We start from the raw sequence: 26,067 nt of genomic DNA on the forward strand, positions 1-26,067 counted from the left end.
CTCCGCCTGCATCAATACACACGTTTTTCCTCGCATCCAACTGCCGCGATAAGCAAAATCGCAGCATCGAAAGACGTCCCGAAAGGTCAAGGTTGAACTCGCGCGCGCGTGTTCCTAAAAACGCCGGTACACCCGGCGCATCCCCCAGCCCAGATAGGAACCTTCCTTGACCAGTGACTTCCGCGACAATTCGCACACGCTGCGCGCGACGCTCGAAGAGACGGCCCGCGCGATCGACGGAAAGGCGGTGACGCTGCGCGAGATCCTGGCGCTGATCGGCGAGCAGGGCCTCCTGCTGATGTGCGCGGTGCTGACCGTCCCCTTCCTGCTGCCGGTGTCGATCCCCGGCGTAAGCACCGTCTTCGGGCTGGCCATCATCCTGATCTCGATCGGCATCACCACCAACCGCCAGCCCTGGCTGCCGCGCCAGATCATGGACCGCCCGATCGACGCCGAGAAGCTGGTGCCGACGCTGGAGAAGGGCGCCGGCCTCGTGCGGCGCATCGAGGCCGTCATCCACCCGCGCCTCCACGGGCTGACCGGCAGCGCCGCGATCAACCGCTTCAACGGGCTGGTGCTGATCCTCGGCGGCGTGCTGCTGATGTTCCCGCTCGGCCTCGTGCCGTTCTCCAACACGCTGCCGGCCTTCGCGATCCTCTTCCTGTGCATCGGCATGTCGCAGCGCGACGGCTGGTTCGTCGTCGCCGGCTATGCGGGGACCATCGCCACCATCGTCTATTTCTCCGCCCTCGCCTGGCTCGCCGTCATCGCCGGCAGGGGCATCGCCTCGATGGTCGGCTCGGGTTGACGCGGCGACTGGAAAGGCGTGGCGAAATCGCTAGATTATAGGCGTCACGGCCGCTTGCCGGCCATGGAACGCAGGACCCGCTGATCATGACGAAGCCCCTCGTCGCCGTGTCGACCGACGTGCGACAGTTCGAGAACTACACCTGGCACGCCGCGCCGCGGCAGTATCTGGAGGCCGCCGTTTCCGCCGCCGGGGTCACGCCCGTGCTCGTCCCGTCCTTCGGCGAGCGGCTCGACCTCGAGGGGCTCATCGAGCGCGTCGACGGCGTGATGCTGACCGGCTCGAAGACCAATGTCGATCCCGCGCTCTACGGCCTCGAGGCGACGGAAGAGAACGGCCCCTACGACCGCGACCGCGATGCGACCACCATTCCGCTGATCCGCCTCGCCATCGCCCGCGGCGTGCCGCTGCTCGCCATCTGCCGCGGCCTGCAGGAGCTGAACGTCGCGCTCGGCGGCACGCTCGATTCCGAGATTCAGGAGATGGAGGGGCGCATCGACCACCGAGCGCCCGTCAGCGACGATCAGGATTTGCGCTTCGCCATCCGCCAGAAGGTCGAGATCAAGCCCGGCACCTGCCTCGCCGGCGTGTTCGGCGCGGGCGAGATCATGATCAATTCCGTCCACCGCCAGGCGGTCGGCCGGCTGGGCGGCAGGCTTCAGGTCGAGGCGGTGGCCGAGGACGGCACCGTCGAGGCCGTGTCGGTGATCGACGCGTCGGCCTTCGCCGTCGGCGTGCAATGGCATCCAGAATACTGGGCGAAGTCGGACGATAACTCGGCGCGCATCTTCCGCGCCTTCGGCGAGGCGGCCGCGGCCCATGCCGCCGCGCGCGGGCGCGGGCGCATCGCCGCGGAATAGCGCCGGCGTCACTCCGCCGCGAGCAGCGTCATCACCGGGAAGCGTGGGTTGTAGGATTCATAGGCCGCGCCGTCCGCCAGCGCGAACTCGGCCCGGACGCGGCCGTCGGCGCCGGCGAGCGCGACCGTGCCGTCCGGCCTGTCGAGCCAGAAGCGCATTGCCGCCAGCTCCGGACTGGCGGCGAGGCAATCGGGCGCGAGGGTGATCTGCCGCATCGTTCCGTGCGGGGCCTGCTCGGCGATCAGCATGCAGGCCGTCTCGTCGCCGGCCGAAACCAGCATGAAGCGCGCCTCCTGCCCGGAAGCGGGGGCGATGGCCGACGTCGTCGTCTCGTCCAGAACCGGCCCGCCGGAAAACGCGCCGATCGCCGCCAGCGCACCCGCCAGAACCACGGCCTTGCCGGCATGGGCGATGATCATCTGCCGTCCCTTACGTAACCTGTCCGTCGAGAAAAATGCGCCGGTTTGGTTAACGGACCGATAATCAGTGTCGCACCGCCACCGCCCGCGTCTCGGCAACCGGCGTCAGCGCGCCGCGGCCGGCGAACCAGCCCTCCAGATTGTCGGCGAGGAGATCGGCCATGGCGCGGCGCGTGTGCTGCGAGGCCGAGCCGACATGCGGCAGCAGGCTGGCGTTTTCCGCGCGCAGCAGGGCCTCGGGCACGTTCGGCTCGTCGGCGAAGACGTCGAGGCCGGCGGCGAGGATCGTGCCGTCCGCCAGCGCGGCGGCGAGCGCGTCCTCGTCCACCGTCGAGCCGCGGCCGATATTGACGAACACGCCCTCCGGCCCGAGCGCCGCCAGGATCTGCGCATTCACCGCCTTGTCTGTCGCTGTCCCGCCCGGCGCGACCGAGATCAGCGTGTCGACATTGCGGGCGAGATCGAGAAGCGTCGGATGATAGGCGTAGTCGACGCCCGCCACCGGATTGCGGTTGTGGTAGGCGATCGAAAGCCCGAACGCCTCCAGCCGGCGGGCGATGGCGAGGCCGATGCGCCCGAGGCCGAAAATGCCGGCCTTGCGGCCGCGCAGCGTGCCGCGCGTGAACGGATAGGCGCCGGTGCGTCTCCACTTGCCGTCGCGCAGCCAGCGTTCCGCCTTCGGCAACTCGCGCACGGTGTTGAGGAGAAGGCCGAGCGCCGTGTCGGCCACTTCCTCGGTCAGGACATCGGGCGTGTTCGTCACCATAACGCCCTTGCTTGCCGCATGCGCGGCATCGACGGCGTCGTAGCCGACACCGAAATTGGCGATGATCTCGAGAGCGGGCAGCGCGTCGATGAAGGCGGCGTCGATCCGCGTCATTCCGGCGATGCCGCGGATGCGCGCCCGCTCGCCCTCCGGGAGCAGGGAGGCGTCCGCGCGCTCGATCCGGATCGCGTCGAACGCCGCCTCGATGCGGGCCACGGCATGCTCGTGCAGGCGGCCCGGAATGAGGATCGCGATGTCTTTCGTCGATGCCACGGTCATGTTCCTTGCTGTCATGGAAGAAGATGGGCGACCGGCGGGCGCTCAGCGATCCGACGGTTTGCCCGTCGACTGGCGCACATGCAGCTCCGGGCGGATCAGCTCCTGCCCGCCATGCACCTCGACGCCGTTGAGCCGGTCGAGCAGCGTGCGCGCGGCGCGGCGGCCGACCTCGCGCTGGCCGTTCCACACAGTGGTCAGCGCCGGCGTCGCGATGGCCGCCTCCTCGAGGTCGTCATAGCCGACGACGGAGATATCGATGCCCGGCACCAGACCGGCGCGGGCGATGCCGTTCATCAGCCCGATGGCGACGAGGTCGTTGAAGCACACCGCCGCCGTCGGCCTGTCGCCATGGGCGAGGAACGCCTGCGCCGTCTCGAAGCCCGCCTGCTTGGTGCGCGGGCCAGGCATGCGCCAGCCGGGCCTGGGCTCCATGCCGGCCGCGCGCATGGCGGCGAGATAGCCCTGGTAGCGGTCGCGTCCGGTCGAGGTCTGGTCGGTGCCGCCGACCATAGCGATGCGCTCGTGGCCGAGCGAGATCAGATGGTTGGTGGCAAGGCCGGTGCCGTAGGAATCGTCGCCGCGGAACACCGGCACGTCCGCGCCCTCGACCGAGCGCGCGATCAGCACCACCGGCAGGCCGTTGTCCTCGGCGAGGCGGATGTCCTCGGCGGGCGTGCCGATGGCCGGCGACATGATCACCCCGTCGGCGCCGAGCTGGAGCAGCGTGTCGACGAAGGTGCGCTGCTTCTCCAGCTTATCGTAGTGGTTCGACAGCAGGAAGGTCTGGCGGCTGCGGTCGAGCTCGCTCTCGATGGAGCGCAGGATCTCGGCGAAGAACGGGTTCATGATGTCGTGGACGACGACGCCGAGGATCCCCGAGCGCGACGTGCGCAGCGAGGCGGCGCGGCGGTTGTAGATATAGCCGATTTCGCGCGCATAGGCCTTGATCCTGTCGCGCGTGGCGTCCGCGACCAGCGGGCTGTCGCGCAGCGCCAGCGATACGGTCGCGGTGGAGACGCCGAGCGCGTCGGCGATCGTCGAGAGCTTGATCTTCTGTGCCAGTGCTCCGCCTCCCACGGTCGAGCCAGCTTTTTAAACTGTTTAAAATTCCTTATGCCATCGCCCCGGGGCAATTCAAAGCTTTTTTGCCAGCTCGCGCTCGTCGGCGCCCAGCATGGCGCGGCTGGCCAGCCGCAGCTTGTGCTCGCGGTGAAGGATGTAGAGGCCGCTGGCGACGATGACCCCCGCGCCGACCATGGTCCACAGGTCGGGCAGGTCGCCGAACGCGACCCAGCCGAGGCCGATCATCCAGACGATCTGCGAATAGGGATAGGGCGCGAGCGCGGCCGTCGTCGCCTGCTTGTAGGCCTTGATCAGCAGCCAGTGGCCGAGCGCGCCGCAGAGGCCGGTGACGAGGAGCAACCCCCAATGCAGCGCGCTTTGCGGGATCGACCCGTAGAGCGGCACCACCGGCAGCATGAACAGCGCCGGCGTCAGCGCCGAATAGAAGATCAGGCTTTCCGAGCTCTCGCTCGCGCCCATGCGCCGCGTCATGATGATGTAGAGCGTGTGGCAGACGACGAAGCAGAACGAGAAGATGTAGCCGACCTTGAAATCGCCGAAGCCGGGCCGCGTGACGATGAGCACGCCGACGAAGCCGACGAGGATGGCCAGCCAGCGCCGCCAGCCGGCCCATTCGCCGAGAAGCGGCCCGGCGAGCGCGACGGTCAGCATCGGCGAGAAGAAGGCGATGGCGATCGTCTCGGCGAGCTGCAGCGTCTGCAGCGCGATGAAATTGAACACAGTCGAGCCGAACAGGAACGCGCCGCGCAGAATCTGCCCGGCCAGGTTGCCTGTCCGGAGGGCCGCGAGGTTCGTCCAGACGCGCAGCATGAGCGCGACGAGCACGAGATGGATGGCGAACCGGGCCCAGGCGACGAACGGCGCGGCCATGCCCTGCAGCACGAGATACTTCGCGCTGGCGTCGAGGAAGGAGAACAGGAAACAGGCCGCGACGACGAGGAGGATCGCGGAAGCCGGGGTCGCCGCCTCGGGAATGCTGGGTCTGGGGTTCAACTCTGCCGACCGATGCTTGGGGGGAGGATGGTCCAGCTATCGGCCAGCGCGGCTGACAAGGCAAGTGGAAACTGCGGCGCGCGCGCGGCCTATGCCTCGGCGGCTGCCGCCTCGGCCGGGGCATCCTCGGCGAGGTCGTCGGCCTCGTCGTCGATCTGCGTGCGCGTGTCTCCCAGATTGGCCTCCACCCGGGCGAGAAGATCGAACAGCATCTTGCGCTCGCCCTTGTCGAAGCCGGCGAAGGCGATCCGGTCGGTCTTGCGCACCGCCTTCTCGATGTCGCGGATGGCGTTGCGGCCGGTCTCGGTCAGGAAGATGTTGGCCTGCCTCGCGTCGACCGTGTTGCTGCGCTTGGCGACATAGCCTTGGGCCTGCAGCCGGCCGATGGTCTTGGTGACGGTCGGCGGCCTGACGCCGAGGCGGGCGGCGAGCTGGCCCGGCGTCTGGCCGTCCTCGCGGTCGAGCGCCAGCATGATCTGCTCTTGCCCGGCATAGAAGCCGTGCGCCAGAAGCCGCGCCGCCAGCGTCGTGCGCGACAGCCTCGCCGCGGCCTGCAGGCTGTTCATCACCGCCTTGCGCTTCACCTTCGCCATAGGCACATTCTCCGTTCCATCATCACCTGCCGATTGCGGCGGACCATGTCACGGCTACATAACCGAACGATGACAGCCAGCGAAACACCTTCCACCGATCACACCTCCGGCCTGGACGCGATCGCCGTCCTGCCGCTAGGCGCCACCGAGCAGCACGGCCCGCACCTGCCCTTCGAGACGGATACGATCATCGCTGGGAGCGTTGCGGCAAGAGCCGCCGCGCTCCTCCCGCCCTCTCTCGACGTCACCTTCCTGCCGCCTGAGCCGGTCGGCTACTCCATCGAGCACATGGATGTCGCCGGCACGAGGACGCTGCGCTTCGGCGAGGCGGTCGAGCGCTGGATCGGCATCGGCGAAGCGTGCCTCGCGCAAGGCTTCCGCCGCTTCGTCATGCTCAACGCCCATGGCGGCAACGCGCCGCTGATGACGGTGGTGGCGACCGAGTTGCGCGTGCGCCACGCCATGCTCGCGGTGGCGACGAGCTGGACCCGCTTCGGCTATCCGCCCCAATTCGTCGACCCGCGCGAGAAGGCGCTCGGCATCCATGGCGGCCTGATCGAGACGAGCGTGATGCTGGCGCTCCGTCCCGATCTCGTCGACATGGCGCGCGCGAAAGACTTCCCCTCGGCGCAGGAAGGGTTCGAGCGCGATTTCCGGCATCTGCGCGCCTACGGCCCGCACGCCTTCGGCTGGAAGATGCGCGACCTGTCGCCGGAAGGCGTCGCCGGCAACGCCGCGGCGGCCACCGCCGAAGCCGGCCACGCCATCCTCGACCATGCCGCGCGCGGCTTCGTCGAGCTGCTCGAGGACGTCTCCCGCTTCGACCTCTCGACATTGCGATAGGACGCCGCCCGGCCCCCGTGCATTCCGCCGCCGGCCGTCCTATATGGGGATCACGACCATCCGCTCACTCTTCGGGACAAGACCATGACGCAGGCGCAAATCCCGGTCACCGTGCTGACCGGCTATCTCGGCTCCGGCAAGACCACGCTGCTCAACCGCATCCTCAGCGAGGACCACGGCAAGCGATACGCCGTCATCGTCAACGAGTTCGGCGAGATCGGCATCGACAACGACCTGATCGTGGAATCCGACGAGGAGATCTACGAGATGAACAACGGATGCGTCTGCTGCACGGTGCGCGGCGACCTGATCCGCACCGTCGAGGGCCTGATGCGCCGCCCCGGCCGCTTCGACGCCATCCTCGTCGAGACGACCGGCCTCGCCGACCCCGCGCCGGTGGCGCAAACCTTCTTCATGGACGACGACGTGCGCTCGAAGACCCGGCTCGACGCCGTGGTGGCGCTGGTCGACGCTAAGCACCTGCCGCTCAGGCTCAAGGATTCGCGCGAGGCCGAGGACCAGATCGCCTTCGCCGACGTCGTGGTGCTGAACAAGACCGACCTCGTCGACGAGCGCGAGCTGCGCGACGTGGAAGTAGCCGTGCGCGCCATCAACCCGGCGGCGCGCATCCACAAGGCGCAGCGTTCCGACGTGCCGCTGACCGAGGTGCTCGACCGCGGCGCGTTCGACCTGAAGCGCGCGCTCGACAACGATCCGCATTTCCTCGACGCACACGATCATGACCACGACCACGATCATGAATGCGGGCCGGACTGCGACCACGACCATCACCACCATCATCATCACCACGATCATGGCCATGGGCATGTCTCGCCGATCCACGACCTTACCGTGAAGTCGATCTCGCTGCGCGGCGGCGAGATGGACCCGAAGAAGTTCTTCCCCTGGCTCGACAAGATCACCCAGATGGACGGCCCGAACATCCTGCGCCTGAAGGGCATCGTCGCCTTCGCCGACGATCCCGAGCGCTATGTCGTGCAGGGCGTCCACATGATCGTCGAGGGCGACCACCAGCGGCCGTGGAAGGACGACGAGAAGCACGAGACGCGGCTCGTCTTCATCGGCCGCGAGCTCGACGCCGAGCGCCTGAAGCGCACCTTCGAAGCCTGCCAGGCGGCGTGAGCGCGCACGGCGATGCTCAAATGGCAGCGCACGGTCGAGCAGCGGGAGGAATGGCGCCTGCTCGACCGTCCCACGGAAAGCCTGTGGCGCGGCGACATTCTGCGGCTCGCCCATAATCCGGGGCTGGGCCCCAATTCCCCGCCGCTCGACCTCATGCTCTTCGAGATGTGGGCCTATGACGACAGGCTGGGCCTTATGATCCTCGACGGCTACAAGGCCGGCATGCCGATGCTCTATTTTCCCAGGGAAAGCCAGGGGCAAGGCAAGATGTCGCTCGAAACCTCGTGGCTGATCGCCCACTGGGATCAGTGGATCTGCTATTTCGACCATATGGACGAGGCCGACTCGCCGGTTCCCCTCCCCATCGAGGAGACCGTCGTGATCCGCCGCCCGCAACACATGCCGGACCTGAACATCTGAATGCCTACCGTCGCTCCCCTCGATCTCGAAGGCCACTGCATCGCCGCCGTATGGCTCGGCGATATTCCCCATTTCGCGCTGGCCGACGGCGCTGTCCACCGGCTCGACAACGGCCACAAGAGCGCGCAGGTGCATGACGGGCTGCTCTGTGCCGTGCCCGCGCTCGACGGCAGGACGCTGCTGACCGGCGGCGAGGACGGCCGCGCCTGCGCCGTCACTGCGGACGGCGGCGTCACGGAGCTTGCCGCCATCGGCCGCAAATGGGTGACGGCGATCGCCGCCGGCCCGCGCGATGCGGTCGCCTTCGCCAGCGGCCGCACCGCCTATGTCCTGCTGCCGGGCGGCGAGGTAAAGGAAATCGCCCACCCGCGCAGCGTCGAGGGGCTGGCCTTCGCGCCGAAGGGCATGCGCCTCGCCGTCGCCCGCTACAACGGCGCGACGCTGCACTTCCCGGCCGCCGCCGGCAAGCCGGCCGAGCTGGAATGGGCCGGCGCGCACACCGCCGTCACCTTCTCGCCGGACGGCAACTTCCTCGTCACCGCCATGCAGGAAAACGCCCTGCACGGCTGGAAGCTCGCCGACGGCAAGCACATGCGCATGGCCGGCTACCCGGCGAAGGTGAAGAGCCTGTCGTGGAGCGCGAAGGGACGCTGGCTGGCGAGCTCCGGCGCGCCGGCGGCCATCGTCTGGCCGTTCCAGACCAAGGACGGGCCGATCGGCAAGGCCCCGGCCGAGCTCGGCACGCGCGGCGATTCCATGGTCACCTGCGTCGCCTTCCACCCGGCCGAGGAAATCCTCGCCATCGGCTATGCCGACGGCATGGTGCTCGCCGCCCGCGTCGCCGACGCCAAGGAGGTGCTGCTTCGGCGCCCCGGCAAGGGCGCGGTCACAGCGATGGACTGGGACGGCGAAGGCCGCCGCATCGCCTTCGGCACGGAAAGCGGCGACTGCGGCGTCATCGACGTCGCGGGCTGAGCTACTCCCCGGAGCAGGCGATCGCGCCGGAGATTTCTTCCGTCGCCGCCTCGCCGTTCGCGGCCTCCGTCATGTCGTAGACCGTGACCGCGTAGTCGCCGCGATAGCTACCGTCCCGGTCGGCGATCGTCTCCAGCACGATCTCGACATAGCCGTGCGGAGCGTCGCCCTCCCGCTCGCGGTAGAGCCTGAGCTTCAGCTCCCTGTCGTCGAACCAGTATTGCGCGACATGCTCGCGCCCGAAGGACGAGGCCCGCAGGTCGCCGGTGATCTTCTCCGACCGCAGCCCCGCCTGCCCGGCGAAGTTGAACAGCGCGCCTCCCATGCCGTACGTCACGCCGCCTTCCAGCGACAGCACGACCCCATCGTCCTCGACCGCGCAGGAAATCCCGCCGGCGGCGACCGCCGCGCCGCCCAACAGGGCGACCATCGCCAGAGAAACCACAAGACGACGCATCGCAAACCTCGCTGCAAGACACGGAAAGCGTCCTGCTCCATGATCGGCAGTTGCGGGTTTATTGCGGCACGGCTAGGGATTTCTCCTCCAAGGGGGAAGCCGGACGTGACAGGAAGGACCGACGCCAGCATTGCCATCGGCGGCGTGCCGCCCGCGCGCATCGCGGCGTTCCGCGCTCGCGAGGCGGCGGCCTATCGGCGCGCGCGGCCGCGCTCGCACCAGACGATGGCCGGCGGCGCGGAAGGCTTCCTCGCCGGCGTGCCGATGCACTGGATGCGCGACTGGCCGATGCCCTTCCCCTTCGTGGTCGACACGGCGAAAGGCGCGACTCTCACCGACATCGATGGCAACGAACTGGCCGACTTCTGCCTCGGCGACACCGGCGCGATGTTCGGCCATTCGCCGGCTCCGGTGGCGAAGGCGATCCGCCGGCAGGCGAGCTGCGGCCTCACAACCATGCTGCCGGGCGAGGACGCGATTGCAGTCGGCCGGCTGCTCACGCAACGCTTCGGCCTGCCGCTGTGGCAGGTCGCCACCACCGCCACCGACGCCAACCGCTTCGCGCTCAGGGTGGCGCGCGCCGTCACCGGCCGCGACGCGATCCTCGTCTTCAACGGCTGCTACCATGGCGCGGTCGACGAGACGATGGTGCGGCTGAAGGAGGGCCGCCCGGTCAACCGCCCCGGCCTCGCCGGCGAGTTCCGTGACCTGACGGCCCGCACCCGCATCGTCGAGTTCAACGACATCCCCGCGCTCGAAGCCGCCCTTGCCGATGACGACATCGCCTGCGTCATCGCCGAGCCGGTCATGACCAATTCCTGCATGGTGCTGCCCGAGCCGGGCTTCCATGCCGCGCTGCGCACCGCGGCCCGCCGTCACGGCACGTTGCTGCTGATCGACGAGACGCATACCATCTCGACCGGCCCCGGCGGCTACACGCGCGCCCATGGCCTCGAACCCGACCTTTTCGTGCTCGGCAAGCCGGTGGCCGGCGGCGTGCCGGCGAGCGTATGGGGCATGAGCGCCGAGGTTGCCGAGCGCTGGAACGCCTATTGCGACGCGAAGGAGCCCTTCTATTCCGGCATGGGCACCACGCTTTCGGCCAACCCGCTCCAGTTCGCGGCCATGCGCGCGACGCTGGAGGAGGTGATGACGCAAGACGCCTACCGCCACATGGAAAGGCTCGCCGCGCGGCTCGAAAAGGGGCTTTGCGCGGCCATCGCGCGGCACGGCCTGCCCTGGCACGTCGCCCGCGTCGGCGCGCGCGTCGAGTTCGTCTGCGCGCCCGGTCCGCTGAAGAACGGCTCGGAAGCCGAGGCGGCGCATGCGCCCGAACTGGAAGCGGCCATCCATCTCGGCCTCGTCAATCGCGGCTGCCTGATCGCGCCGTTCCACAACATGATGCTGGTGTCGCCGGCGACGCGGAAAAGTCAGGTCGACCGCCTAGCCGCCGCCTTCGATGCCATCGCAGGAGAGCTTTCCCGATGAGCGTTTCCCCCTCCGGCTCGAGCCTCGACGAGGCACAAGAATTCCTCGACGCCCATTCGGACATCGAGGCGTTCGACATCGTGCTGGTCGACGCCAACGGCATCGGCCGCGGCAAGATCGTGCGCCGCCACGAGCTCCCCGGCATCTACGAGAACGGCCGCCACATGCCGATCTCGATCCTCGGCCTCGACATCACCGGCGAGGACGTCCACGAGACCGGGCTGATCTGGGACACCGGCGACGGCGACCTGCGCGCCTGGCCGGTGTCCGGCACGCTGAAGCCGCTGCACGGCACCACGCCGCCGCGCGGGCAGGTGCTGGTGTCGATGTACGACCTTGCCGGCAAGCCGATGGGCAGCGACCCGCGCCACGCGCTGAAGCGGCAGGTCGACGCCTTCGCCGGCCGCGGGCTCTACCCCGCCGGCGCGTTCGAGCTGGAGTTCTTCCTCCTCGCCAACGAGCGCGACGGCGAGGGCCGGGTGCAGCCGGCGCGCGCCGTGCTCGACGGGCGGGCGAGCGGCAAGACCGAGGTCTATTCGGTCGATCACCTCCACGGCATGGAGCCGCTGTTCTCCGACATCTACGCCGCCGCCGAGGCGCAAGGCATCCCGGCCGAGACCGTGATCTCCGAATACGCGCCCGGCCAGTACGAGCTGACGCTGAACTACCGCGCCGACATCCTGCGCGCGGCCGACGACCTGATCATGCTGAAGCGGCTGGTGCGCATGCAAGCGCGCCGCCACGGCGTCACCGCCTGCTTCATGGCCAAGCCCATCGAGCGCTATGCCGGCTCCGGCATGCATCTCCACGTCTCGCTGCGCGATGGCACCGGCGAAAACGTCTTCACCGAGGCACGGGACGGCGAATGGAAGCCGTAGCTTCTCCACGCGCTCGGCGGGCTTGCTGCCACGATGGGCGAATCGATGCTGGTCTTCGCTCCGCATGCCAATTCCTGGCGGCGCTTCGTGGCGCAATCCTATGCCCCGGTCGCGCCGACATGGGGCGTCAACAACCGCTCCGTCGCGCTGCGCGTGCCGGCTGGCGCGAAGGCCGCGCGCCGCATCGAGCATCGCCCCTCCGGTGTCGACGCCAACCCCTATCTCGTCGCCGCGACAGTGCTCGCCGGCATCGCCAAGGGACTGGACGAGAAGCTCGACCCCGGCCCGGAAACCACCGGCAACGGCTACGATTCGGGCGTGGGCGATGCCCCCGCCATGCCGCATGACTGGCTGACGGCGATCAACGCCGCGGAAGGCTCGGCCTTCCTCAAGGCCGCGCTGGGCGAGGAGATGCACCGCACCTTCACCGCCATCAAGCGGGCGGAATATCTGCGCGTCGCCCGCACGGTGAGCGAGCTCGACTACCACCTCTATTTGCACGAGGTCTGAGGCTTCAGACGAACTTGCGGAACAGCCGCGTGCGGTCGAACAGCTCGTCGAGCGTCTTCATCCGCTCGCGGGTCTCCTCCCAGTCGGCGTCCTGCACGGCGGCGATCAGCGCCTCGAGGATGAACAGCGTCACCACCGACGAATCCCACGCCGAAGGCGCCTCGATGCGGGCATGGAAGGAATGCGTAGCAAGGCGCGCCACCGGCGAGCCCCACTGGTCGGTGAACAGCACAAGCACCGCGCCCCTGCCCTTGGCCATCTCGGCCAGCTTCAGCATCTCCTGCTGGTAGCGGCGCACGTCGAAGGCGACGAGCACGTCGCCCGGCTTCATGTCGATCAGGTAGTGCGGCCAGACATTGGCGCTGGCCGCGAGCAGCGTCACCCCGCCGCGGATCATCTGCATGTGGGTGAAGAAATATTCGGCGAGCGTGCGGGTGATGCGCCCGCCGGCGATATGGATCGCGCGGTTCCGGTCGGAGATGAGGTCCGCCACCGCGTTGAAGGTTTCCGGCGAAAGCTGCGCCAGCGTCTGGCGCAAGTTCTCCTCCACCTGGCCGGCGAAGCGGTTGAGGATGTGTGCGTCCGGCGCGCGGCCGGCCCAGCGGTCATGCTTGGCGATCGGGCCGGAGATCGTCGCCTCCAGCTCGCCGCGCAGCGCCGCCTGCATCTCGGGGAAGCCGGCATAGCCGAGCTTCTTCGCCATGCGCACCACGCTCGCCGCGGAAACGCCGGCCGCCGCCGCGACGGCGGTGATGGAATCGAGGCCGAGCAGCGGATAGTTGGCCAGCATGGCGTTGGCGAGCTGCCGCTCGGCCCGCGTCAGGCCGGCAAAGCCCGCCCGCATGCGCTCGGCCACGGTCAGCGTCTCGGCAGGCTCCATCCCATCGTCTCCTTCCCGTGAACAGGATGCATCAGCCGCCCGTAAATGGAAAAGAAAATTTCAAAACGGCTTGACTGCATCCTCCTCTCTGGAATGATGACCCCGATCACGCTGCGGCAAAGACGGCGGACGAGGGCGAACGGATGACAGAGGCGTACAAGGCCGACACTCCCCTGCACGACACGCCCGTCGAAGTGCGCAACGTCGCGGGCAGCGGCCCCTTCCTCCTCGTCTGCGAGCACGCGTCGAACTTCATCCCGCCCGAATACGCCACGCTCGGCCTCGACGGCGCGGCGCTGGAGAGCCACATCGCCTGGGACCCCGGCGCGCTCGCCGTCGCCGACGAGATGGCCCGGCTGCTCGACGCGCCGCTTGTGGCCGCCCGCGTCTCGCGCCTTGTCTACGACTGCAACCGCCCGCCGGAATCGCCCTCCGCCATGCCGGCCGAAAGCGAAATCTATCGCATTCCCGGCAATGCCGGCCTTACGGACGCGGCGCGGCAGGCGCGGACGCAAGCCGTCTATGTCCCGTTCCGCGAGGCGCTCGCCCGGGCGATCGACGCCCATGGCGCACGCTGCGGTCCGCCCGCCATCGTCACCGTCCATTCCTTCACGCCGGTCTGGCGCGGTGCCGCCCGCGCGGTCGAGATCGGCATCCTGCACGACGACGATGCCGGCCTCGCCGACGCCATGCTGCGCGCCGCCGGCGACGGCGGCGGCGGCTTCCTCGTGCGCCGCAACGAGCCCTACGGGCCGCAGGACGGCGTCACCCACACGCTGCGCGAGCACGCCTTGCCGCGCGGCCTCGCCAACGTCATGATCGAGATCAGGAACGACCTGATACAAACCCCCGACGACGTGCGGACCATGGCCGGCCGGCTTGCCGGATGGCTGGTCGCGGCGCGCGCCGAGGCGGACGGCGGCAACGCACGGGAAAGGGACATGCCGGGAAAGGACATATCGGGAAAGGACATGGCGCGTGGGTAAGGCGCTCAGGCTCTTCGTCCGCACCGTCGACAGCTTCAACCTCTGGGTCGGCCGCTTCGCCATGAACCTGCTCTACGTCATGGGCGCGATCATGGTCTATGCGATCTGCTCGCGCCTGTTCCTCGGCCAGCCGGTCAACTGGGTCATGGAGATGTCGCAGTTCCTGCTCGCGGCCTACTACCTGCTCGGCGGCGCCTATTCGTTCCAGCTCGACGCTCATGTGCGCATGGACCTGTTCTACGGCCGGCTCTCGCCGCGCCGGCGTGCCATGACCGACGTCTTCACCATCCTGTTCGTGCTGTTCTATCTCGGCGTGCTGATCTATGGCGGCCTGTCCTCGACCGAATATGCCTGGAGCTTCAACCAGAAGAACTACACCTCCTGGGCCCCGCCGATGTGGCCGATCAAGGCGATCATGACCTTCGGCATCTTCCTGATGCTGCTTCAGGCGATCTCGGCCCTCATCAAGGATGTCGCGATCGTGCGCGGAAAGCCGATTGCATGAGTTCGGAGCTCATCACCCTCTTCATGTTCGCCTCGATGCTGCTCCTGATGGCCACCGGCCAGCGCGTCTTCGGCGTCATCGGCTTCGTCGGCGCCATCGCCGCGCTGTGGCTGTGGGGCAAGGGCTCAGCGGAAATGCCGTTCAACGCCACCATCCAGGTGCTGAACTGGTTTCCGCTCATCACCGTGCCGTTCTTCGTCTTCATGGGCTACATCCTGTCGGAGTCGGGCATCGCCTCCAACCTCTACCGCATGTTCCACGTCTGGTTCGGCGGGGTGCGTGGCGGGCTGGCGCTCGGCACCATGGGCCTGATGGTGCTGATCTCGTGCATGAACGGCCTGTCCGTCGCCGGCATGGCCATCGGCGCCACCGTGGCGCTGCCGCAGCTTTTGAAGCGCGGCTACGACAAGACGATGGTCACGGGCGTCATCCAGGGCGGCTCATCGCTCGGCATCCTGATGCCGCCCTCGGTGGTGCTGGTGCTCTACGCCATGATCGCGCGCCAGCCGGTGCTGCAATTGTGGCTTGCCGGCATCGTGCCGGCGCTGATGATGGCCGGGCTGTTCACCGCCTATATCTACATACGCTGCCGCCTGAACCCGGCGCTCGGGCCGGCCCTGCCCAGGGAAGAGCTCGACGCCATCCCCCGCGCCGAGAAGCTGAAGCTCTTGTCGGCCGGCATCCTGCCCATCGGCATCTTCGCCGGCATCATGGGCCTGTTCATGACCGGCGTGACCAGCCTGGTCGAAAGCTCGGTCGTCGGCGCGGTGCTCGCCATGCTGGCCGCGCTCGTCACCGGGCGGCTGAGCTACAAGGTGCTGGAGACCTCGACCCGCAACACGCTCGCGGTCTCGTGCATGTTCCTGTGGATCATCCTCGGCGCGCTGTGCTTCTCGTCGGTCTATGACGGGCTCGGCGCGGTGCGCGCCATCGAGACGCTCCTGCTCAATACGTGGGATCTGAACCGCTGGGAGATCCTGATCGCGATGATGGCCTCGTTCATCATCCTCGGCATCTTCCTCGACGACACCGCCATGCTGGTCATCGTCGCGCCGCTCTACATCCCGCTGGTGCGCAGCCTCGGCTTCGACCCGATCTGGTTCGGCGTGCTCTACACCATCACCTGCCAGATCGCCTACATCACCCCGCCCTTCGGCTACAATTTGTTCCTGATGCGTGCCATGGCCCCGCCGGAGATCTCGCTCGGCGACATCTACCGCTCGATCTGGCCGTTCTTCTTCCTGATGGTGCTGTCCATGGTCATCATCATGATCTTCCCGCAGATCGCCCTGTGGTTGCCCAATCTCTACACGGGCCGGTAAGCTCGGGAAGGAAAGCGCGAACAACAAGCCCGGGAGAACCGGCGAACCGTCAACGAACCGAGAATGGGAGAACTGGCATGACAACCAAACGCATCGTCACCAAGCGAGACTTCCTGAAGAAGGCCGGCGTCGCCGGCGCGGGCGCTGTCGGCGCGACGACGCTCGCCGCGCCCTACGTCAAGGCCCAGGCCCCGATCCGCTGGCGGCTGCAGACCTATGCCGGCGCCTCGCTCGCCGAGCACGTCATCAAGCCGTCCATCGACGCCTTCAACAAGGCCGCCAACGGCGAGATGGTCATCGACCTCTACACCGCCGACCAGCTCGTGCCGCAGGGCGAGCTGTTCCGCGCCGTCCAGACCGGCACCATCGACGCCGCCCAGTCCGACGACGATTCGGCTGCCTCGCCGGTCGACGTCGCCGTGTTCGGCGCCTATTTCCCCTTCGCCTCGCGCTACAGCCTCGACGTGCCGGTGCTGTGGGAATGGTACGGGCTGAAGGAGATCTGGGAGGAAGCCTATGCCGAGGTGCCGGGCGTGACCTGGCTGTCCTCCGGCGCGTGGGACCCGTGCAACTTCGCCACCACCAAGCCGATCCGCTCGCTGGAGGACCTCAAGGGCCTGCGCGTCTTCACCTTCCCGACCGGCGGCCGCTTCCTCGAGCGCCTCGGCGTCGTCCCGGTGACGCTGCCGTGGGAGGATATCGAGGTGGCGATCCAGACCGGCGAGATCGACGGCGTCGCCTGGTGCGGCTCGACCGAGACCCACACGGTCGGCTGGGCCGACATCACCAAATACTACCTGACCAACAACATCTCCGGCGCCTGGGCCGGCTCGTACTTCGTCAACTCCGACCGCTGGAACGAGGTGCCGGAGCACCTGCAGCAGATCTACCGGCTGACCATCGATTCCTCGCACTACTACCGCCAGCACTGGTACTGGTGGGGCGAGGCGCACTACCGCACCAGCGGCGGCAAGCTCGAGCTGACCACCATCCCCGAGGCGGAATGGAAGACGGTCGAGGACGAAGCGATGAAGTTCTGGGACGAGATCGCCGCCCAAAGCCCGCGCAACGCCCGCGTGGTCGACATCCTCAAGAAATACGCCGAGACCATGCGCGCCGCCGGCGCCCCCTATCGCTACGGCTGAGGCAGGCCGGAACGCAGCATCACACCCACGAAAGGGCCGGCGGCAACGCCGGCCCTTTCATTTCGCGCTCTACCTGTCCCGCAAAAAGAAAAGCCGGGCGTAACCCGGCTCTTCAACGAGACAGAAGGGAAGCGGCGTCTCAGTTGACCGCGTCCTTGAGGCCCTTGCCGGCCGAGAACTTCGGCACGTTGCGGGCCGGAATCTTCACTTCCGCGCCGGTCTGGGGGTTGCGGCCGGTGGAAGCCTCGCGCTTCGAAACCGAGAAATTGCCGAAACCGACCAGGCGCACGTCGCCACCCTTCTTCAGCTCCGACGTGATGGCGGCGAAGACCGCATCGACGGCGGTCTGCGCGTCACCCTTGGAGAGCTTGGCGGCATCCGCCACGGCGGAAACGAGTTCGTTCTTGTTCATTGAGAATTCCCTTCCCTGTGAAAGACCGGCGATTCGATTCAGCCGGCAGGATCGGGAGTTTAGAAAATCCGCTCATCCCCACCAAGCAGGAAACCCGCAGAAAACCGGGTTTTTCCCGGTTTTCTGCGGGTTCCGACAAAAAGGCCGGGCAAAAGCCCGGCCTTCCGTGTTTCAAAACGACCTGGACGGTCGTTTTCAGTGCGCCACGGGCTGCGTTCCGGTCCCGTCGGCCTTGGCGGTGGCCGCCTCGACCGGCTCGACCCACTCGATCGGCTCCGGCATCCGGACCAGTGCATGGGAGAGCACCTCGCCGACGCGGCTTACCGGCACGATCTCCAGCGCGTTCTTCACGTTTTCCGGGATTTCCGCCAGATCCTTGGCGTTCTCCTCCGGAATCAGCACCTTCTTGATGCCGCCGCGCAGCGCTGCGAGCAGCTTCTCCTTCAGGCCGCCGATCGGCAGGACCCGGCCGCGCAGCGTCACCTCGCCTGTCATGGCGATGTCCTTGCGCACCGGAATGCCGGTCAGCACCGAGACGATGGCCGTGACCATGGCGATGCCGGCCGACGGGCCGTCCTTCGGCGTTGCGCCCTCCGGCACGTGGACGTGAATGTCGCGCTTGTCGAACAGCGGCGGCTCGACCCCGAAATCGATGGCCCGCGAGCGCACGTAGGACGCCGCCGCCGAGATCGATTCCTTCATCACGTCGCGCAGATTGCCGGTGACGGTCATCTTGCCCTTGCCGGGCATCATGACGCCCTCGATGGTCAGCAGCTCGCCGCCCACCTCGGTCCACGCCAGCCCGGTGACGACGCCGACCTGGTCCTCGCCGTCGATCTGGCCGTAGCGGAAGCGCGGCACGCCGAGATAATCGGCAAGGTTCTTGTCCGTCACCTTCACCGACTTCTTCTTGGTGCGCAGAATCTCCGTCACCGCCTTGCGCGCCAGCTTCATCAGCTCGCGCTCGAGGTTACGGACGCCCGCTTCCCGCGTGTAGAGCTGGATCGCGGCGCGCAGCGCCTCGTCGGTGATCGAGAACTCCTTCGGCTGCAACGCATGGTCGCGGATGGCCTTGGGCAGCAGGTGCCGCTTGGCGATCTCGACCTTCTCGTCCTCGGTGTAGCCGGCGATGCGGATGATCTCCATCCGGTCCATCAGCGGCGGCGGGATGTTGAGCGTATTGGCCGTCGTCACGAACATCACGCTCGACAGGTCGTACTCGACCTCGAGGTAATGATCCATGAAGGTCATGTTCTGCTCGGGGTCGAGCACCTCGAGCAGCGCCGAGGACGGATCGCCGCGATAGTCCTGGCCGAGCTTGTCGATCTCGTCGAGCAGGAACAGCGGATTCGACTTCTTCGCCTTCTTCATCGACTGGATGACCTTGCCGGGCATCGAGCCGATATAGGTGCGCCGGTGGCCCCTGATCTCGGCCTCGTCGCGCACGCCGCCCAGCGCCATGCGGACATATTCGCGTCCGGTGGCCTTGGCGATCGACTTGGCGAGCGAGGTCTTGCCGACGCCGGGAGGACCGACGAGGCACAGGATCGGCCCCTTCAGCTTCTTCTGCCGGCTCTGGACGGCGAGGTACTCGACGATGCGCTCCTTGACCTTGTCGAGGCCGAAATGGTCGGCGTCGAGCACTTCCTGCGCGAAGTCGAGGTCCTTCTTGACCTTGGACTGCTTCTGCCACGGGATGGAGAGCAGCCAGTCGAGATAGTTGCGCACGACGGTGGCCTCGGCCGACATCGGCGACATGGTGCGCAGCTTCTTCAGCTCCGCTTCCGCCTTCTCGCGGGCTTCCTTCGACAGGCGCGTCTTCTTGATGCGCTCCTCGATCTCGGAGGCCTCGTCGCGGCCGTCCTCGCCCTCGCCGAGCTCCTTCTGGATCGCCTTCATCTGCTCGTTGAGGTAGTACTCGCGCTGGGTCTTCTCCATCTGGCGCTTGACGCGCGAGCGGATGCGCTTCTCGACCTGGAGCACGGAGATCTCGGCTTCCATGAAGCCCATCGCCTTCTCCAGCCGGTCCTTGACCGACAGGGTGGCAAGCATCTCCTGCTTGTCGGCGATCTTGACCGCGAGGTGCGACGCGACCGTGTCGGCGAGCTTGGAATAGTCGTCGATCTGGCTGGCCGCGCCGACCACTTCCGGAGAAATCTTCTTGTTGAGCTTCACGTAGTTCTCGAAATCGGCCACCACCGAGCGCGCCAGCGCCTCGATCTCGACCTCTTCCTCCTGCGGCTCGGTCAGCGCGGCGGCCTCGGCCTCGTGGAACTCGTCGCGGGCCGTGAAGCCGGTGATGCGCGCGCGCGCCGTGCCCTCGACCAGCACCTTGACGGTGCCGTCGGGCAGCTTCAGCAGTTGCAGCACGTTGGCCAGCGTGCCGACCTCGTAGATGGCGTCGGCCGCCGGATCGTCGTCGGCGGCGTTCTTTTGGGTGGCGAGCAGGATCTGCTTGTCCGCGCCCATGACGTCCTCGAGCGCCCTGATCGACTTCTCCCGCCCGACGAAAAGCGGCACGATCATGTGCGGGAAGACGACGATGTCGCGCAGCGGCAGGACCGCGAAGACGCCGGAACCGGAGGGCGTAGGGCCGGAGGACTGGGGGGATGTGGTCATTGTCCAACCTTTCATATCGCGGCCGCCGAAAGCCAACCGCGATCTTCGATACTAGCGACTGCCGCGCTTCACGCCTATCCCGAGAACATGCCCGATGAACTTGTCGTCGATGGGCTTGCCCGGGGCTTGCAGCACGCAACGCGCGGCCGTCATGTCGATGCTTAGTTGGCGTTGCGCCGCACAAAGATCAAGGGGCGCGCAGCTGGCGGGCTGGCCGGCGACCGCACAGGGCCGCCGGGATTGTGGATCATGCCCAGCCTCGGCACGATCCGCTTGTCATGAACCCCTGACGGAGTGGCATCGCCGCTCCCGAACAGGAAAGCCGGCAAGGCGGGTGCGCGGCCTCAGGCGGTAGCCGCGCTGCCCTTTTCCTTCTCGGCGTAGATGTAGAGCGGGCGGGCGTTGCCGGTGACGACCTCGTCGGAGATCACCACCTCGCGCACGCCTTCCATGGCCGGCAGCTCGAACATGGTGTCGAGCAGGATCGCCTCCATGATCGAGCGCAGGCCGCGCGCGCCGGTCTTGCGCTCGATCGCCTTCTTGGCGATCGCCGACAGCGCGCTCTCGTGGAAGGTCAACTCGACGTTCTCCATCTCGAACAGGCGCTGATACTGCTTGACCAGCGCGTTCTTCGGCTCGGTCAGGATCTGGATCAGCGCCGGCTCGTCGAGGTCTTCGAGCGTCGCCAGCACCGGCAGGCGGCCGACGAATTCGGGGATCAGGCCGAACTTCAGCAGATCCTCCGGCTCGACCTGGCGGAACAGCTCGCCGGTGCGGCGGTCCTCCGGCGATTCCACCGTCGCGCCGAAGCCGATCGAGGTCTTGCGGCCGCGGTCCGAGATGATCTTGTCGAGCCCGGCGAAGGCGCCGCCGCAGATGAACAGGATGTTGGCGGTGTCGACCTGCAGGAACTCCTGCTGCGGGTGCTTGCGGCCGCCCTGCGGCGGCACCGAGGCGACCGTGCCTTCCATGATCTTCAGAAGCGCCTGCTGCACGCCCTCGCCCGACACGTCGCGGGTGATCGACGGGTTGTCGGACTTTCGGGAAATCTTGTCGATCTCGTCGATATAGACGATACCCCTTTGGGCACGTTCCACATTGTAGTCGGCGGCCTGGAGCAGCTTGAGGATGATGTTCTCGACGTCCTCGCCGACATAGCCAGCCTCGGTCAGCGTCGTCGCGTCCGCCATGGTGAACGGCACGTCGATGATGCGCGCCAGCGTCTGGGCGAGCAGGGTCTTGCCGCAGCCGGTCGGGCCGATCAAGAGGATGTTCGACTTCGCCAGCTCGACGTCGTTGTTCTTGCCGGCGTGGGCGAGGCGCTTGTAGTGGTTGTGGACCGCGACCGACAGCACCCGCTTGGCGTAGGGCTGGCCGATGACGTAGTCGTCCAACACCGCGAGGATCTCCTGCGGGGTGGGCACACCCTCGCGCGACTTCACCATCGAGGTCTTGTTCTCCTCGCGGATGATGTCCATGCACAATTCGACGCACTCGTCGCAGATGAACACCGTCGGGCCGGCGATCAGCTTGCGCACCTCGTGCTGGCTCTTTCCGCAGAACGAGCAATACAGCGTGTTCTTGGAATCGCCGCCATTGTTGCTGATCTTGCTCATGCTCTTCCAACCCTTCCGGCCCAGTCCGCGGCGGCGCGGCGCGCGCGCCCCACGGGCATGAAATCATGGTGGGAACGCGCCCCTGCCAATGCCAACGGTTTCATGGAACCACCCCGTACCCGAGACACAAGCGAGGCGGCGCGACGGCACTGCGAATCCCCGGTCAAAGCTAAGCCGCCGAAACTCAACATAGGCTTAACGTAGGCGTTCGCTCCGACCGAGGAAACACCAAACTGTGACCGAAATGGCGCAGTTGCCTTCAAAATGTCGTCAGCCTCCATTCCGGAAGCGGATTCAAGCCTTCGCCTCGACCGAATCGCGGCTCTCGATGACCTTGTCGATCAGGCCGAATTCCAGCGCCTGCTCGGTGGTCATGAAGCGGTCGCGCTCGAGCGCGTTGACCACCGTCTCGTAATCCTGTCCCGTGTGCTTGACGTAGATCTCGTTCAGCCGGCGCTTCAGCGCCTCGGTCCACTGGGCATGGATCATGATGTCGGTCGCCTGCCCCTGGTAGCCGCCCGAGGGCTGGTGGACCATGATCGAGGCGTTGGGCGTGGCGAAGCGCATGCCCTTCTCGCCGGCGCAGAGCAGCAGCGAGCCGGCCGACATGGCCTGGCCGACGCACAGCGTCGACACCGGCGGCTTGATGAACTGCATCGTGTCGTACATCGCCAGGCCCGACGTCACCACGCCGCCCGGCGAGTTGATGTAAAGGTTGATCTCCTTCTTCGGGTTTTCCGCCTCGAGGAAGAGAAGCTGGGCGCAGACCAGCGAGGCCATGGTATCCTCGATCGGCCCGGTGATGAAGATGATCCGCTCCTTGAGCAGGCGCGAGAAGATATCGTAGGCGCGCTCGCCGCGATTGGTCTGCTCGACCACCATCGGCACGAGGTTCATGTAGGTTTCGATGGGGTCTCTCATCAGATGTCCTCATTCGGAATCGGGACGGCGCGGCGCGCCGGAGAATCGCGTAAGTTCGTCCAGCGTTAGATAGGATGCCGGCTTCGCCTTGCGCAAGTCTGGCGCGCCGGCACGGTAAATGCCCTAAGGTCGCCCCTTCAGGCAGCCTCCGCGCGCAGCCAGCGCTGGAGGGCGTCGACATCGCCGCTCTCCACCGCGTCGGCCGTGCGCAGACCCACCGCCGCGCCGAACTTGTAGCCGTGCCCGGAGCAGGCCGAGACGACGATGCAGCGCCCCTCTCCGGCGGCGAAGAACCGCTCGTCGGCGGTGAAGGTGTAGGCGCAGGTGACGACGTCCTTCACCGCATAGTCGCCGACCCGCAGGATGGGCGGGCAGAACAGGTCGCGGATCGCCTCGCCCTCGCCGGGTTGCGGCAGGCGGTCCGCATCGGCGTCGTCGGCCGGGCGGCGATGCAGCCCGGCGCCGAACTTCAGGCCGCCGTCGCCGGAGCGCGGGACGATGTAGCCGTCCGTCTCGCCGCCGACGTCGAGGATGACCGGCGCGCTTTCCCACGCCTGCCTCAAGTCGGCCGGCGGCTCGAGATAGACGACGGCGGTGCGCCAGGTCGAAAGCGCGCCCGTCAGGGCGGGAAGCAACTTCTTCACCCACGCCCCGGCGGCGACGACGACGCGCTCGCCCGCGAGCCGCTCGCCATCTGCGAGCACCACGGCGCCGGCGGCGCAGTCCACCGATTCGACCCGGGCGCGCTCGCGCACGTCCGCGCCGTTGGCGCGCAGCCATTCGGCCAGCCCCGCGGCGATGCGCCGGCAGTGCAGCGCCCCGCCCTCGGGCGACAGGAACGCGTAGCGCAGGCTCGCCCCGTCGAGGAACGGCCAGCGGGCCGCCGCCTCGTTGGGCGCCAGCAGCTCGAACGGCCAGCCGCCTGCCTTCATGCCCTCGAGATAGCGCTCGCCCTCGTCGCCCGGCACGCGCGACAGGCACAGGAAGCCGCGCTCGTCATAATGGCTCTGGCCGAGATCGGCCCACATCTCGTCCCACGCCCGGTAGGCTTCGCTTATGAGGGCGCCGTAGCCGCTGCCCGCCGCGTAGGCACGGCGGATGATGCGGTGATGATCGCCCGAGGCGGAGAGCAGGTTGGGGACCGGCCCCTGCTCCAGCAGCGTGACCGCGTGGCCGCGCCGCGTCAGCGCCCAGGCGGTGGCAAGGCCCGCAATGCCCGCGCCGATGACGATGACCTTCATGCCCTCCGCTCCGGATTCCAGCCGCCGGACGCCGCCGGCGGGCAGACCATACGCGCTGGGGTGCCCGGCGCAAGCGGCCGGGGTGCCGCAGGCCGGGAGGCAGGCGTCTGGAGCATTTTGCAGTCAAGTGCAATCACTTGACGTCGCATAAATGCGGCGAAACAAACAGGTAGAACGGCAGCCCGGATTTATCCGGGCGTCCGCCGCTCTAGGCCGGCACGCGGATCACATATTCCTTGCGCGTCGTCTCGACGACTTCCCACGTTCCCTTGAAGCCGGGCCGGATGACGAAGCTGTCGCCGGCCTTGAGCGTGCGCGCCTCGCCGCCGTCCTCGGTCAGGATCGAGACGCCGGCGAGGATGTGGCAGAATTCCCACTCGTCATATTCGACGCGCCATTTGCCGGGCGTCGCTTCCCAGATGCCGGCGTAGAGGCCGCCTTCGGCCTCGTCGGCGTTCCAGGTCCTGAAGGCGGGCCGGCCGGCGATCAGCCTGTCGGGGGCGGGCCTGCCCTCTTCCGGCTCGATGCCGGCGATGGAAAGGTGAAGAAAGCGCGTCACATACATCGTCTCTCTCCTCGGGTCTCTCCCCCTGATCAGTCCTCACGCCTTGGCCAGCGCCTGCTCCAGATCGGCGATGATGTCGGCGACGTCCTCGATGCCGATGGAAAGACGCACCACGTCAGGCCCGGCTCCAGCCGCGACCTTCTGCTCGTCCGACAATTGCCGGTGCGTGGTCGAGGCCGGATGGATGATGAGCGACTTGGTGTCGCCGATATTGGCCACGTGCGAGAAGATCTCGACGCCGTCCACCACCCTGACGCCCGCCTCGAACCCGCCCTTCAACCCGAAGGTGAACACCGCGCCCGCGCCCTTCGGCGAATATTTCTGCTGGAGCGCGTGGTTGGGATCGTCGGCCAGGCCCGGATAGGAAACCCACGCCACCTTGGGATGGTTCCGCAGCCATTCGGCCACTTTCAGCGCGTTGTCGCAATGGCGTTGCATCCTGAGCGGCAGCGTTTCCAGCCCGGTCGCGATCAGGAAGGCGTTGAAGGGCGAGAGCGACGGACCGAAATCGCGCAGACCCAGCACCCGGCAGGCGATGGCGAAGGCGAAATTGCCGAAGGTCTCGTGCAGCACCATGCCGCCATATTCGGGCCGCGGCTCGGACAGCATCGGGTACTTGCCGGATTTCGACCAGTCGAAGGTGCCGCCGTCGACGATGACGCCGCCCATCGAATTGCCGTGGCCGGCGACGAACTTGGTCAGCGAATGGACGACGATGTCGGCACCGTGCTCGAACGGCCGCATCAGATAGGGGCTGGCCATGGTGTTGTCGACGATCAGCGGCAGGCCGTGACGCCGCGCAACCTGCGCGATCGCCTCGATGTCGACGAAGGTGCCGCCGGGATTGGCGAGACTCTCGACGAAGATCGCCCGCGTCCGGCCGTCGATGGCCGTCTCGAAATCGGCGATGTTGGCGGGGTCCGCCCAGCGCACCTCCCAGCCGAAATTCTTGAACGCATGGCCGAACTGGTTGATCGAGCCGCCATAGAGCCTGCGCGCCGCGACGAAATTGTCGCCGGAGGTCATCAGCGTGTGGAAGACGAGAAGCTGCGCCGCGTGGCCGGACGCCGCCGCCACCGCCGCCGTGCCGCCTTCGAGCGCGGCCATCCGCTCCTCCAGCACCGCCGTCGTCGGGTTCATGATCCGGGTGTAGATGTTGCCGAACGCCTTCAGCCCGAACAGCGAGGCGGCGTGGTCGGCATCGTCGAACACATAGGCCGTGGTCTGGTAGATCGGCGTCGCCCGCGCGCCGGTGGCGGGGTCCGGCTGGGCGCCGGCGTGGATGGCAAGCGTGTCGAAACCGGGCGCGCGCTGTGACATGTCATTCCTCCTGATTGCCT

Annotated in this window: 25 protein-coding genes and 1 pseudogene; 12 read left to right on the forward strand and 14 right to left on the reverse strand. The window is 67.4% G+C overall.

Going from position 1 to position 26,067, the window contains the following annotated elements; translation table 11 throughout:
* The first annotated feature begins 166 nt into the window (after positions 1-166).
* Positions 167-808: an exopolysaccharide biosynthesis protein gene (locus M9945_RS19685; protein ID WP_367945901.1), complete on the forward strand. Its 642-nt coding sequence runs from the start codon at positions 167-169 to the stop codon at positions 806-808.
* Positions 809-894: 86 nt separating this feature from the next.
* Entirely contained in the window at positions 895-1,668 is a 774-nt protein-coding gene (locus M9945_RS19690; RefSeq protein ID WP_367929000.1) for a gamma-glutamyl-gamma-aminobutyrate hydrolase family protein, read from the forward strand.
* 8 nt (positions 1,669-1,676) lie between these two features.
* On the opposite strand, the gene M9945_RS19695 is transcribed toward M9945_RS19690, so the two are convergent.
* The 5 genes from M9945_RS19695 to M9945_RS19715 all read right to left on the reverse strand — a co-directional run bounded on the left by M9945_RS19695 (position 1,677) and on the right by M9945_RS19715 (position 5,801).
* A complete protein-coding gene (locus tag M9945_RS19695; protein WP_367945902.1) occupies positions 1,677-2,087 on the reverse strand; it encodes a hypothetical protein in 411 nt (136 codons plus the stop codon).
* 64 nt (positions 2,088-2,151) lie between these two features.
* The gene (locus tag M9945_RS19700; protein WP_367945903.1) at positions 2,152-3,132 is read right to left on the reverse strand and encodes a 2-hydroxyacid dehydrogenase; all 981 of its coding nucleotides are present in this window, start codon (positions 3,130-3,132) and stop codon (positions 2,152-2,154) included.
* 42 nt (positions 3,133-3,174) lie between these two features.
* Positions 3,175-4,194 (reverse strand): LacI family DNA-binding transcriptional regulator, encoded by a 1,020-nt coding sequence (locus M9945_RS19705; RefSeq protein ID WP_367946025.1) that lies wholly within the window; start codon positions 4,192-4,194, stop codon positions 3,175-3,177.
* A 72-nt stretch (positions 4,195-4,266) separates the two neighbouring features.
* Entirely contained in the window at positions 4,267-5,208 is a 942-nt protein-coding gene (locus tag M9945_RS19710) for a DMT family transporter (protein ID WP_367945904.1), read from the reverse strand.
* 89 nt (positions 5,209-5,297) lie between these two features.
* Entirely contained in the window at positions 5,298-5,801 is a 504-nt protein-coding gene (locus tag M9945_RS19715) for a MarR family winged helix-turn-helix transcriptional regulator (RefSeq protein ID WP_367945905.1), read from the reverse strand.
* 69 nt (positions 5,802-5,870) lie between these two features.
* On the opposite strand from M9945_RS19715, the gene M9945_RS19720 reads away from it, so the two are divergent.
* The 4 genes from M9945_RS19720 to M9945_RS19735 all read left to right on the forward strand — a co-directional run bounded on the left by M9945_RS19720 (position 5,871) and on the right by M9945_RS19735 (position 9,182).
* Complete coding sequence (locus M9945_RS19720; RefSeq protein ID WP_367945906.1) at positions 5,871-6,644, forward strand: creatininase family protein; 774 nt, start codon at positions 5,871-5,873, stop codon at positions 6,642-6,644.
* An 84-nt stretch (positions 6,645-6,728) separates the two neighbouring features.
* Positions 6,729-7,787 (forward strand): GTP-binding protein, encoded by a 1,059-nt coding sequence (locus tag M9945_RS19725; protein ID WP_367945907.1) that lies wholly within the window; start codon positions 6,729-6,731, stop codon positions 7,785-7,787.
* Positions 7,788-7,799: 12 nt separating this feature from the next.
* Positions 7,800-8,207: an Imm45 family immunity protein gene (gene imm45 / locus M9945_RS19730; protein ID WP_367945908.1), complete on the forward strand. Its 408-nt coding sequence runs from the start codon at positions 7,800-7,802 to the stop codon at positions 8,205-8,207.
* On the forward strand, positions 8,208-9,182 hold the full coding sequence (locus tag M9945_RS19735) for a WD40 repeat domain-containing protein (protein ID WP_367945909.1): 975 nt from the start codon (positions 8,208-8,210) through the stop codon (positions 9,180-9,182).
* A gap of 1 nt (position 9,183) precedes the next feature.
* On the opposite strand, the gene M9945_RS19740 is transcribed toward M9945_RS19735, so the two are convergent.
* Positions 9,184-9,639: a hypothetical protein gene (locus M9945_RS19740; RefSeq protein WP_367945910.1), complete on the reverse strand. Its 456-nt coding sequence runs from the start codon at positions 9,637-9,639 to the stop codon at positions 9,184-9,186.
* Between the two features lie 105 nt (positions 9,640-9,744).
* Here M9945_RS19740 and M9945_RS19745 point away from each other — a divergent pair, with 105 nt between their 5' ends.
* Together M9945_RS19745 and M9945_RS19750 are read left to right on the forward strand one after the other, a co-directional pair.
* Positions 9,745-11,127 carry an aspartate aminotransferase family protein gene (locus M9945_RS19745; RefSeq protein ID WP_367945911.1) on the forward strand — a complete coding sequence of 461 codons (1,383 nt, stop codon included), beginning with the start codon at positions 9,745-9,747 and terminating at the stop codon, positions 11,125-11,127.
* A pseudogene (locus M9945_RS19750) lies at positions 11,124-12,515 on the forward strand (glutamine synthetase family protein). Before M9945_RS19745 ends, M9945_RS19750 begins: the two are co-directional and overlap by 4 nt.
* Before the next feature lie 4 nt (positions 12,516-12,519).
* Here the strand turns inward: M9945_RS19750 and M9945_RS19755 are convergent.
* Entirely contained in the window at positions 12,520-13,395 is an 876-nt protein-coding gene (locus M9945_RS19755; RefSeq protein WP_367929012.1) for a MurR/RpiR family transcriptional regulator, read from the reverse strand.
* 143 nt (positions 13,396-13,538) lie between these two features.
* Here M9945_RS19755 and M9945_RS19760 point away from each other — a divergent pair, with 143 nt between their 5' ends.
* The 4 genes from M9945_RS19760 (at position 13,539) to M9945_RS19775 (ending at position 17,353) form a co-directional block, all read left to right on the forward strand.
* Complete coding sequence (locus M9945_RS19760; RefSeq protein ID WP_367945912.1) at positions 13,539-14,381, forward strand: N-formylglutamate amidohydrolase; 843 nt, start codon at positions 13,539-13,541, stop codon at positions 14,379-14,381.
* A complete protein-coding gene (locus M9945_RS19765; RefSeq protein WP_367945913.1) occupies positions 14,374-14,886 on the forward strand; it encodes a TRAP transporter small permease subunit in 513 nt (170 codons plus the stop codon). Before M9945_RS19760 ends, M9945_RS19765 begins: the two co-directional genes overlap by 8 nt.
* Complete coding sequence (locus tag M9945_RS19770) at positions 14,883-16,208, forward strand: TRAP transporter large permease subunit (protein WP_367945914.1); 1,326 nt, start codon at positions 14,883-14,885, stop codon at positions 16,206-16,208. Before M9945_RS19765 ends, M9945_RS19770 begins: the two co-directional genes overlap by 4 nt.
* A 77-nt stretch (positions 16,209-16,285) precedes the next feature.
* Entirely contained in the window at positions 16,286-17,353 is a 1,068-nt protein-coding gene (locus tag M9945_RS19775) for a TRAP transporter substrate-binding protein (RefSeq protein ID WP_367945915.1), read from the forward strand.
* 139 nt (positions 17,354-17,492) lie between these two features.
* On the opposite strand, the gene hupB is transcribed toward M9945_RS19775, so the two are convergent.
* The 7 genes from hupB to M9945_RS19810 form a co-directional block, all read right to left on the reverse strand.
* Entirely contained in the window at positions 17,493-17,765 is a 273-nt protein-coding gene (hupB, locus tag M9945_RS19780) for a DNA-binding protein HupB (protein WP_367929017.1), read from the reverse strand.
* Positions 17,766-17,960: 195 nt separating this feature from the next.
* Positions 17,961-20,384: an endopeptidase La gene (gene lon / locus M9945_RS19785; RefSeq protein WP_367929018.1), complete on the reverse strand. Its 2,424-nt coding sequence runs from the start codon at positions 20,382-20,384 to the stop codon at positions 17,961-17,963.
* 344 nt (positions 20,385-20,728) lie between these two features.
* Positions 20,729-22,000, reverse strand: a complete 1,272-nt coding sequence (clpX, locus tag M9945_RS19790) for an ATP-dependent Clp protease ATP-binding subunit ClpX (protein ID WP_367929020.1) — start codon at positions 21,998-22,000, stop codon at positions 20,729-20,731.
* Between the two features lie 294 nt (positions 22,001-22,294).
* Entirely contained in the window at positions 22,295-22,921 is a 627-nt protein-coding gene (locus tag M9945_RS19795) for an ATP-dependent Clp protease proteolytic subunit (protein WP_367929021.1), read from the reverse strand.
* A gap of 137 nt (positions 22,922-23,058) precedes the next feature.
* The gene (locus M9945_RS19800) at positions 23,059-24,162 is read right to left on the reverse strand and encodes an NAD(P)/FAD-dependent oxidoreductase (RefSeq protein WP_367945916.1); all 1,104 of its coding nucleotides are present in this window, start codon (positions 24,160-24,162) and stop codon (positions 23,059-23,061) included.
* A gap of 208 nt (positions 24,163-24,370) precedes the next feature.
* Positions 24,371-24,727 carry a cupin domain-containing protein gene (locus tag M9945_RS19805; RefSeq protein ID WP_367945917.1) on the reverse strand — a complete coding sequence of 119 codons (357 nt, stop codon included), beginning with the start codon at positions 24,725-24,727 and terminating at the stop codon, positions 24,371-24,373.
* Positions 24,728-24,763: 36 nt separating this feature from the next.
* Positions 24,764-26,047 (reverse strand): O-acetylhomoserine aminocarboxypropyltransferase, encoded by a 1,284-nt coding sequence (locus M9945_RS19810; RefSeq protein WP_367945918.1) that lies wholly within the window; start codon positions 26,045-26,047, stop codon positions 24,764-24,766.
* Between the last annotated feature and the right edge of the window lie 20 nt (positions 26,048-26,067).

It is taken from the genome of Aquamicrobium sp. (genome assembly GCF_023954335.1).
GTDB lineage: Bacteria > Pseudomonadota > Alphaproteobacteria > Rhizobiales > Rhizobiaceae > Aerobium.